Annotated in this window: 8 protein-coding genes; all 8 read right to left on the bottom strand. The window is 40.6% G+C overall.

The features are described 5' to 3' along the window. Nucleotides 1-118 precede the first annotated feature (118 nt). Nucleotides 119-2,170 (bottom strand): beta-galactosidase, encoded by a 2,052-nt coding sequence (locus JOD18_RS20275; protein ID WP_204670947.1) that lies wholly within the window; start codon nt 2,168-2,170, stop codon nt 119-121. Nucleotides 2,171-2,198: 28 nt separating this feature from the next. Beyond that, nucleotides 2,199-3,857, bottom strand: a complete 1,659-nt coding sequence (locus JOD18_RS20270) for a glycosyl hydrolase 53 family protein (RefSeq protein WP_204670946.1) — start codon at nt 3,855-3,857, stop codon at nt 2,199-2,201. Nucleotides 3,858-3,887: 30 nt separating this feature from the next. Beyond that, nucleotides 3,888-5,036 (bottom strand): glycoside hydrolase family 53 protein, encoded by a 1,149-nt coding sequence (locus JOD18_RS20265; protein WP_204670945.1) that lies wholly within the window; start codon nt 5,034-5,036, stop codon nt 3,888-3,890. An 81-nt stretch (nt 5,037-5,117) separates the two neighbouring features. Next, entirely contained in the window at nt 5,118-5,960 is an 843-nt protein-coding gene (locus tag JOD18_RS20260) for a sugar ABC transporter permease (protein WP_204670944.1), read from the bottom strand. Next, a complete protein-coding gene (locus tag JOD18_RS20255) occupies nt 5,960-7,270 on the bottom strand; it encodes a carbohydrate ABC transporter permease (protein ID WP_204670943.1) in 1,311 nt (436 codons plus the stop codon). Before JOD18_RS20255 ends, JOD18_RS20260 begins: the two co-directional genes overlap by 1 nt. Nucleotides 7,271-7,330: 60 nt before the next feature. Further along, nucleotides 7,331-8,569 (bottom strand): sugar ABC transporter substrate-binding protein, encoded by a 1,239-nt coding sequence (locus JOD18_RS20250; RefSeq protein WP_204670951.1) that lies wholly within the window; start codon nt 8,567-8,569, stop codon nt 7,331-7,333. Nucleotides 8,570-8,691: 122 nt separating this feature from the next. Then, nucleotides 8,692-9,534 (bottom strand): helix-turn-helix domain-containing protein, encoded by an 843-nt coding sequence (locus tag JOD18_RS20245; RefSeq protein ID WP_204670942.1) that lies wholly within the window; start codon nt 9,532-9,534, stop codon nt 8,692-8,694. Between the two features lie 146 nt (nt 9,535-9,680). Further along, entirely contained in the window at nt 9,681-10,868 is a 1,188-nt protein-coding gene (locus JOD18_RS20240) for an ROK family transcriptional regulator (RefSeq protein WP_204670941.1), read from the bottom strand. Between the last annotated feature and the right edge of the window lie 25 nt (nt 10,869-10,893).

Below are 10,893 nucleotides of genomic sequence, written 5' to 3'. Positions count from 1 at the left end.
TTATGCCCTGCAAAGCATACATTTTATGATAGAGTACCTTCTCTTTTTTGGCTAGGGGATTTTTTATCACTTTCGAGTATTATTTTACACATACTGTGACCAATACTTGAGGTTAAAACTATCGCTTCAAAAGGCTGATACCTAATCCAGTTAATCGAACGCTGTTTGTTACTTGTTCACCGGAAAATAAGTCTGTATAAACACTTTCTTCTAACAAGACTTCTTTTGGTCGATCCGAAAAATTCATGAGAAACAGATAGTCATTGGTACCATCTGTACGAATTTGGGCACTTACATCTTTTGGCAAGATATGACCTGTGGCTCGTATTAAGCCGGTTTGATCAGCTAATTTCCGGAAAAATTCTTGATGAAATGCTGCATCGTTACGGGAAGCAATATAATAAGCTTTTCCTTTGCCTTGCTGATTGACAGTTAAAGCCGGCCGGCCAGCAAAAAAGTCGCTGGCATATTCGGCAAGCACTTCCGCTGTTTCGGCATGAATCAGATCACATAATTCTTTGGCTTCAAAGCTGCCTATCAGCTGCAGGTCATTTCCATCTCGACAGATGATCTGTTTGGTTTCCTCATCATAGAGACCATCTATTTCTTCTGACCAAATCCCTAATGTTTCTCGTAACGGGCCTGGGAAGCCGCCTAAGAAACAGAGATCATGCTCATCAACAATACCTGACCAATACGTAGCAACAAATGTACCGCCAGCTTGGACAAATTGTTCGATTCTTTCTGCCACTCCCGGTTTCACCATATATAACATCGGTGCCACGACGACTTTATACTTGGATAAATCCTTATCCGAGTCAATCACATCCACAGTAATCCCTTGTTCCCAAAAGGCCTTATAATGCTCCACTACCGTTCGTTCATAATGTATCCCTTGGTTGCGCGGCCCTTGGGCATCATTGACAGCCCAGCGGTTCTCCGTGTCAAAAATAACGGCCACCTCGGCGGCTACAGTCGTACCGGCAATCTCATCCAATTGATCTAACAGATTCCCTAGTTGCTGTACTTCTTGAAAGACACGCGTATGTTCATGTCCTGCATGATCAACCACAGCGCCATGGAATTTTTCACTAGATCCCCTGCTTTTCCGCCATTGGAAATACTGAACCGAATCAGAACCATGCGCAACTGCCTGTAAGGAAGATAAAACATGCATACCTGGTTTTTTCAGCTTACTGATTGGCTGCCAGTTTGTTAAACTGGGCGTGCTTTCCATTAACAGGAAGGGCTGGCCATCCTTTAAGGAACGGAACCAATCATGATTCATTGCCGTATAAGCAGCTAAATATGATGTGTCTTGCTGATCATGCCAAGTTGGATAGGAATCCCAGGAAATGATATCGATATCGTCTGCCATTTTTGCATAATCTAATCCTGCAAATAATTCCATAAAATTAGCTGTAGCAGGCAATTCCGGCTTTACCGCCTTCAATGGTTTTCTTTCATGGCGGTAAAAATCAAGTGTTTGCTCGGTTACAAATCGCTTCCAATCCAAGTTTTGCCCATGCACCATCGTCTCCCCATGAGGTGCAGGCGATTCTACTTGCGACCAGCTGGTATAGGTATGACTCCAGAAAGTGGTCCACCATGCCTTATTTAAGGCCGTTAATGTTTGATATTTTTGCTTCAGCCAGTTGCGAAAAGCGTCCTGACAGTAGTGACAGTGGCACTCCCCTCCGTATTCATTGGAGATATGCCAGCCGATAACAGCCGGATGGCTGGCATAGCGTTCTGCCAGCTTCGTATTCATGATCGTCACCTTTTCTCGATAAACTGGTGAGGTATAACAATGATTATGACGCATCCCATGCAGATTGCGGACCCGGTTAGCACCTACACGCAAAACTTCCGGATATCGCTCCGACATCCATGCCGGCCGTGCACCGCTGGGAGTAGCCAAAAAGACATAGATCCCATTTTGATGCAGACGATCTAATATTGCATCGAGCCACGCCAAGCTAAATTGTCCTTCTTCCGGTTCCAGCCTTGCCCATGAAAAAATGCCGACAGACATGACATTACAACGGGCTTGCTTCATTAAACGAATGTCTTCCGTCAATATATCTGGCCGATCTTCCCATTGTTCGGGATTATAATCCGCTCCATGAAGTATTTTTGGTATCTTGCTGCTTATGGGTTTGAATTTCATATGGTCACCTTGCTTTCTCTAGTGTCTGCTAATTTTTATAAAACTTCACATTATCTATATTCATCCAATTACCTGCATTGGCATAAGAAATAATGCCGATTTCACATTGGCCATTTGTGACAGTAATATGATCGATCTCTATCTTCACCCACTGATCAGGACTAACTGGTAAAGCCTGTTGTAATTCATTACTGCCAAAGTTTTTAGCGTAGATATATACATCATCTTGACCACCACTGTTTAATACCCATGCAGAGAAGGTATAGTCGCCATCTTCCAGTCCATCTATGACTTGATAGGTAGAAACCGTATAATCCTGATCACTCCAGTGCGTCAATTTATAATCACCATTAATTCCAGGACTTTCGGTAAATACCGCTTCTTTTGAACTGCCTGCTTCTGTCCACACACCCCAGTCTGTAGGTGTGTTTGTCCAGCCGTCTACTTCAAAGTCATGATTTTTTACCAAATTATCTGGTGTATTATATTGAAAAGCAGCCACACTCTCTAAAACATTACCATGAAAATCAAACAATGTTTGATTATCCCATGGATTGGATAACAAACCATGGTCATCATTATAAAGCTTCCCTGCTTCCGTGCCCCAATTTGCTCCTTCTACCGGAATCCATGCAGGTTCCCACCAGAATATTCCCCTGCCTCTGCCATCAGGAATATCCTCCACTATCTCTTGTAAATCGTTCATAAACTCCATTTGTCCTTGCGGGGAGGCTGGATAACCACCTATTCTTTCTTCCTCTTCAAAAAAAGAATTACCTAAGCCATCACCATCGTCAAGTGTAAAGCCATATGCCGTTTCCACAATCATGACATCTTTATTGTACCTGTTACTAATATCATTCATGTTATAATGCAATTCCCCCATTGTTCCGTGCCAAAACGGATAATAAGACAAGCCAATAATATCAAAATCCACCCCTAAATTAGTGATTTCATCAAACCACCATCTATATAAACGATTGTCTCCTCCATGGTCAAGGTGCAACACTATTTCTACCTCTTCTTCACTGCTAAGTGCATCCTGTATCCCAGATATACCTGCAGAGAAAAGTTCTGCCAGCTGGGTGAAGTCATTATAACCCGCTCCTACTTTCCCATCGTCCCATAAAATACCTGAAGTCGTTTCATTCCCTACTTGCACCATTTTCGGCAGTACACCTTCCTGCTTAAATGCTTCTATTACCCCTTTGGAATACTGATATACTTCATTCTTCAATGCATTGTAAGATAAGTTCTGCCATGATTTGGGCTTGGTCTGTGTACCTGGATCTGCCCAGAAGTCGCTGTAATGCAAGTTAAGTAATACTTCCATGCCTTGTGCCTTAGCGCGTTTTGCTAAAGAAAGGGCAGTTTGCAGGTCATTCGTTCCGCCTCCGTAAGGATTGCCTTGTGTATCATAAGGATCAACCCATAATCGCAGCCGCACATAATTCATTCCATTGGCACTGAGAATTTCTAGAGCATCCTTTTCTACACCTTGTTCATAAAAAGCACCTCCAAGTTCCTCCACTTCATGCAGCATCGATACATCGCCACCCATAATAAAGTCACTATTACTTGCAGCATAAACGTTATTGCTCATCTCTCTCAGGCTCAGCATACTGTCTGGAACAAAGAATCCTAGCCACAATACTGCTGCCAACAGGCAAATACTTATTTTCCTCATATCATGTCCTCCTATATTTTAAAATGTTGTTCAGAATAACTTAAAGACATTTAACGATTCTAAAGCATTTCCTTCAAAGTCAAACAAACCTTGATTGGCCCAATGATTTCCTGCATTGCCTAGGTCATCACCATATTTCATCCCTTCTTCACTCGCCCAGCTTGTGTGTTGAACCGGCAGCCATGCAGGCTCCCAATACACAATTCCTAAACCCCTATAAGTACCGGCTTGCAGGCCTTTTACCAATGCCATTAGATCCATTAAGAAGCTTTGCTGTCCGTCCACAGTTGGAGGATAGCCTGCTATATCAGATAATTCCCTATTAAAAATACTATCTTCTCCTTTAGGTGCCTCATCGGTAAAGGCATAAGCGGTTTCTACAATCAATAGATCCTTGCCAAAGCGATCACCTGTATCTCTTAAATTAAACGCTAAGTCTGCTAAACTGCCATGCCAGTATGGATAATAAGACAACCCAATAATGTCGAAATCTACATCTCTTTGACAAATCTCATCAAACCAAGTTCGATATAATATATTGGCACCGCCAAAATCGAGATGTAAAATAATCTTCATCTGATCGGAAGTATAGTCTTCTCTTACAGCTGCAATGCCAGCCTTCAATAAATCAGCCAATTGATCATATGCTTGTTCTCTTTCCTGTTCCTCCCAAGCTTCAAATTCCTTGTCTTCAAACTGGAACTTTGGTGTTTTACCATCCGGCCATAACATGCCATTGGTTATTTCATTCCCTATTTGTATATATTCTGGCCTCAATCCTTCACCGTCAAAAACGGCTAATACCTCTTTTGTGTAGTCATATACTTTATTTTTCAGTGCTTGCCCGCTTAAATCGGCCCATTCTTTTGGTTTCTGTTGTTTTTTTGGGTCTGTCCAGAAATCGCTGTAATGCAGATTAAGCATTAATGCCATTCCGTTTGCCTTCGCCCTTTTTGCTAGTTTAAGAGTCGTTGGTAAATCATTGGTTCCGCCTAAATATGGATTTCCTTGTGTATCAAATGGGTTTACCCACAGCCGAAGTCTGACCGTATTAACCCCTTTCACTTTTAATATATCGAATAAATCTTTTTTCTGAAAATCTAAAAAGAATTCACCGCCATATCTTTCAACCTCATCTAAAATGGAAATATCTACACCTTTTATAAATGTTTGTTTCAAAATATCATGTCCTTCCCCTATAGTTGTTTTTATTAATATAAAGTGAGACTGCCCGCAAAAGGCTGTTATACCGGAATAGCTTTATCCTTTTGTTCCGCCAGCGGTCAAACCAGATATTAAATATCTTTGCAGGAATAAATACAACACCGCTACCGGAGCTGCAATCAGAATGGCACCAGCTGCAAAACGAGTGAAATTATTGGAAAATTGATCATTAATAAAATTAAATAACCCCAATGCTAAGGTATAATTTTCGGAACTTTGCAGTACAATCGACGGCAAAAGAAAATCGAATAAAGGATTCATAAAATTAAATAAAGCTACTACGGCTAGAATTGGTTTTGCCAGAGGCATAATAACCCTTAAAAATACCGTAAAATGCCCTGCACCATCAATTCGAGCAGCCTCATCCAATTCACGGGGAATAGTATCTAAATACCCCTTTACCAGCCAAGCATTAAATGGTATTTGCCCACCGACATAAATAAGAATTAATCCGGTTAATGAATCTAGTAAGCCAACCAGATTTAGTAATATATACAAAGCAACCATTGCCATCATCGCTGGAAACATCTGCAAAATCAAGAACGTATACAATCCTGACTTCTTGCCGACAAAATTATATCTTGAGAAAGCATAGGCGACTAAAGATGTCATTACGACAGAAAAGACAGCCGTTGCGCCAGATACAATCATACTATTCTTATACCAGCTGAGATAATCACTATGAGGATCTGTAAACAGCCATTTATAATGAACCAGCGACCAGTTTTCTGGAATAATCGAAGATGAGTAAAAACTGGTGCTAGAGTTTAGTGACATGCCAATCGCCCAAATAATGGGGTAGACGATAATGACAGTCATGATACCAAAAATAAGATAGATCCCTGCTACTTCTAGGTTTGATTTGAATTTGGCATTCATTAGATTTTACCCTCCTGCTTAAAAGAACTGGTCCGGCGGAATTGTAATATGGCAAAGATAGAAATCAAGATACCGATAATTAAAGAAATCGCTGCAGCCATACTGTAATTATTCGTTTCGAATGTTAACTTATATACCCAAGAGATTAATATATCGGTTCCACCCGCATTCTGTCCCTGAACAGCAGGACCACCTTCATTGAATAGATAAATAACATTGAAATTATTAAAATTGGTCGTATATTGAATAATTAATAAAGGAGCTGTTGCAAATAACACATGTGGCAAGGTAATATTCTTAAATTTTTGCCATCTTGTCGCCCCATCGACTTCTGCTGCCTCATACCAATCCTTTGATACACTTTGCAATACACCTGAAAATAAGGCAAATACAAAGGGATAGCCTAACCATGTTTGAATCAGGATAAGAACGATTCTCGTGTAGAATGGGTCTGACAGCCATGGAATCCCGTCCCCTCCAAACAGAGGAATAATAATATCACGATTAATCGTACCGAATTCATTATTAAACATTGCTGCAAAAATCAAGATCGACACAAACCCTGGTACTGCCCAAGGTAAAATCAAAATAGTTCGAATTGCTTTCTTGAATTTAACTCTTGGATCATTGGCTAATAACGCCAAGAATAATCCCAATACAATTTGAAAAGTGGTTGCCACTAATGTCCAAATAATTGTCCATGCAAAGACACTTACGAAAGTATCCTTCCATAATGGTGCTGTAATTAACTTCGCGAAGTTTTCAAACCCTACCCAGTCTAATAAGTTTTTCGGCGGTGAATTATAGAGATCATAATTGGTAAAAGCCAACGAAACAGCAAACAATAGAGGCAGCAAAACAGAGAAAATTAGCAATATAAATCCTGGTATTGTCAATAGATAGACAAAGGATTTATCGTATGCGATTTTCATAGACTCTCTTATACTTGGCGGCTGCCACCCCTGTGCAATCAGTTTCGCCTGCTTTCTGGCATCTTTCACATTCAGAACATAGAAAATAACCACAAAAACAAGCAGAATCAGTGAGATTAAGCCATATACCAATAAAAAGATGGAATGATCTACTCCAGCTAGAGTTCCTAATGTACTGATTCCCCACAAACCTAAATTAATAAAATCGGCACATGTAATAAGAAAGGCTACCTCCAATAAAATCAGAATGGTCCCCTTCAAGTACCGTCTATTATATAATTGGCCCAGCCCTGCAAAAATAATAGACAGTATTGTTGCGATATTGGGATTGTGTTTCTTACCCTGAACATGGTGAGAAGAATTATCATGCTTGGACATTTCAATCATCCTTTATTTATATTTAGAGTGAAAAGGGAGCCTTTTCACTCTAATGAACTGCTATTCTGAAAGTTGTATCTTTTCTTTTATATTGTTTACAACATCTTGCAAATTGTCTTCCACATCACCGCCATTGACAATTAACTCGATGGCATCATCCATATCCCATACAACGGACATCTCAGGAATATTCGGCATTGACGTTCCGTTAGGAATTTGAGCCGTATACCCATCATAAATAGGATCTTCAATGCTATCTAGAATTTCCGGTCGTGGCGGAACCTCCCCTGTTAAGTCATAATAAAGCTGAGAATTTTCATCATTAGTCATATATTTCGCTAAATCAATAGCCCATTCCGGATATTCTGAATAAGAAGATACTAACCACGCCTTGACCCCGACAAAAGAAGGTGCCACTTCACCATTTATTTTCGGCAGCGGAGCCGTCGCTAAGTCTTCACCAAGCGCCTCCTGATAAACAGGGATATTCCATGGTCCGCTAATCGCCATCCCTACCTTGCCTTCTGTAAATAAGCCATCAATTACATCAACAGTTAAGCTCTTCGGTAAGATGCCTTCATCAATAAACTTCTTATACTCTTCTAAACCAGCAATCGAACCAGCATTATCTAAACCAATATCAGAGGTATCATAGACACCATCTTCTTCACCGAAAATATAACCGCCATATGCATTTATAAACGAATATAAGTAATAAAATTCTGGTGAAACTAAAAATCCATATTGATCCTTATCCGCCTCTGTCAATTCTTGTGAGAGTTCATACACTTCTTCGATAGTTTCAGGCGGTGCATCAACCAAACTCTTGTTATAATAAACAAAATACGTATCAATAGTGACTGGTGAGCCGTATAGTTCACCTTCATACGTAAAAGCCTCTATTGCCGCCTCACTATACCCAGTTAGTTCTTCTTCTGTATATTCCACTGGAACTGCTAATCCTTGAGCAATAACATCCCCTAATCTGTCCTGAGGCTGAAAGAATAAATCCGGTCCATCCCCTGTCGGTCCAGCCAAGCTGAGTTTCTGAAGCTGATCCGGCATCGGCACCTTTTCTAAAATGATTTCTATACCTGTTTCTTCGGTATAATTGCTAAACATTTCTTCCGCAGCTTCAATTGCCTCTTCTTCATCGTTGACCCATACCTTTAGTTGTTCTGGCTTCTCCTCAGATTGGTTCTCTTCTTGTGATACCTCTTCTCGCTCAGGTGCACAGGCAGCCAAAGCAACAGCGATGACAACCACTAATAACAAACCCCAAACTTTTTTTATCTTCATCAACTATGTGACCTCCTCTTAATAAATTAATTTAATTATGTCCACATATTTATTATAAAGCGATTACATATCCATTTATATATCAAATTATTCTAACTTAGTTTCAAAAAACAAAACCCGCATCAAGATTGATGCAGGTTTCGATAGGTACTTGGTGTTATTCCTTCACGCTTTTTAAAGGTAGCCACAAAATGACTGAGTCCGTTAAATCCTACTTGCTTCGCTATTTCTTTCAAAGATAGGTCTGTATCTGTGATTAGAATCCGTTTTGCCTCGCGAATGCGTAATTGAACTAAAAATGAATAAGGGCTGATCCCAAATGTATCATGGAACATACTGTTTAAATGCTGTGAGCTGACTTTTGCCTTTTTCGACATTTCTAGTAAGCCAATATCTTGTGGGTAAACTTGTTCTAACCATTCCACGACCTCTCTAATCTTCTCAAACGATTGCAAGACAGATAGTTTATTATTCATTTGCCCATACTTATTTAAATGCATCAGGAACTGGTACAGATCGACGGATATTTCATGTGACAAGTAATGCGGATCATCATAGCTTTCCAGTTTGTCCAGCATTCTTTCCATATGATCTGTAAACGAAATATTGGCCGTTTCTTCATAAAAGGCAGAATAATTCATATCTAAGGCATTTAAGATCGGATCAACAGCAACACCAGTAAACGTGATGTAATAAGTCTGCCAAAGTATATCTGCCTTATGGTCAGAATAATATTTATGCGGTGTATAAGGTGTTAATAAAACACCACAACCAGGCGGCAATAGATAAGCTTGACCGGCTATCTCGATAGACCCTTTTCCCACTATGGTTTGCAGCCAATGGTAGTATGGATATCCCTCCGGCCGATTAAAGTCCAATTCATGCGGATTGTATCCAATACTCTCAATAAATAACGGCAGCGGATTTTCTGAAATAGAAAAAGTGAATCGCTTTTTCTTATCCACTTCTATCCCTACTTTCTTATAGAGGTTGTTCAAAAAGCTCGATAAAATGAGATATCGTATGGCGGAGTTGGCGGTAGGGGCTTCTCTCAGAATACATTGTGAGGGCAATGACCTAAACAAGTACGCTACTCACCTATTCAAAGCGACTAAGTTTCCGGTTGAAACAATTCACTCAGCACTAAAGCAACAGCTCCAAGTGACGAGCCGTAATCACTCAGCTTCGATAACTGAACGACTGTATCTTGAGCTCTGTCATAGATGACACGTGACTTCATTGCTTCCATAATAGGTTCTAGAATGTAAGACCCTGCTTTCGCAACTCCGCCGCCAATAATAACGAAACCAGGGTTAAACGTATGAATAAGATTAGCTAATGCAATTCCTAAATAGGTTCCGGCCTCATGAAGAATCGCCCTAGCCAACTCATCACCTGCAACTGCCGCCTGATGGACCATTTCTGCCGTGAGCGGCATATGTTGCTGTGCCAAAATGGATGAATTGCCGGCATCGATCAATTCCTGAGCTCTGTCTGCAATCGCAGGCCCTGAGGCAATCGTCTGCAGACAGCCATGATTGCCGCAGCTGCATTTTTTCCCGCGCAGATCAATCATCATATGACCAATCTCTCCAGCAATACCATGCTCCCCGTGATATAACTTGCCATCAATCACCATACCAGCCCCAATACCTTGGCCAATATTTATCGCGATCATACTTTTCTCTGCTGTTCCTACTTGGAACCATGATTCACCAAGTGCTAACGCCTTGGCATCGTTTTCTACTTTTACATTCATAGCAAAGCTTTGTTCGAGCGTCTCCTTAATCGGAATATCGCGGAGGTCTAAATTAGGGGCAAAAATGGAAATACCTTGCTCAGCGTCTACCACCCCATGCATAGCTACACCAATACCAATGAATTGCAGGCTCGGATGTTGATTCATCAGCAATTGAATCCCCTGTTTTAACATCTTCAAAAAGGCTTCATTCTCAATAGATGGATCGATTTCCTGAAGCAGTTCATCAGCGATTTCTCCTGCTAAATCGGAAATAATAAAACGAATCTGACTCGGCCCCACATCGACGCCAATAATGTGGAAACCTTGCACATGTAACACAAGCATCGTTGGTTTTCTTCCGCCTTGAGAGGCGCCCAATTGACTTTCCTTAATCAGTCCTTGCGCTAACAGTTCCTTTACCATCGTTCCTACTGTTGGCGGTGTCAGTTCGGTTTCTTTAGCAATTTGCGCCCGGGAAATCGGGCCATCGATACGAATTTTATTTAAAATAATCGATTTATTTAAGGACTTCATCCATTGAAAGCTTCCTCTTTGCATACTTGTACCTACTTTCTTAAATCTC

Origin of the sequence: Gracilibacillus alcaliphilus (assembly GCF_016909015.1) — a bacterium.
GTDB lineage: Bacteria > Bacillota > Bacilli > Bacillales > Amphibacillaceae > Gracilibacillus > Gracilibacillus alcaliphilus.
Note: the sequence above shows the minus strand (reverse complement) of the source record. Positions and strands in the feature narration are given on the sequence as shown.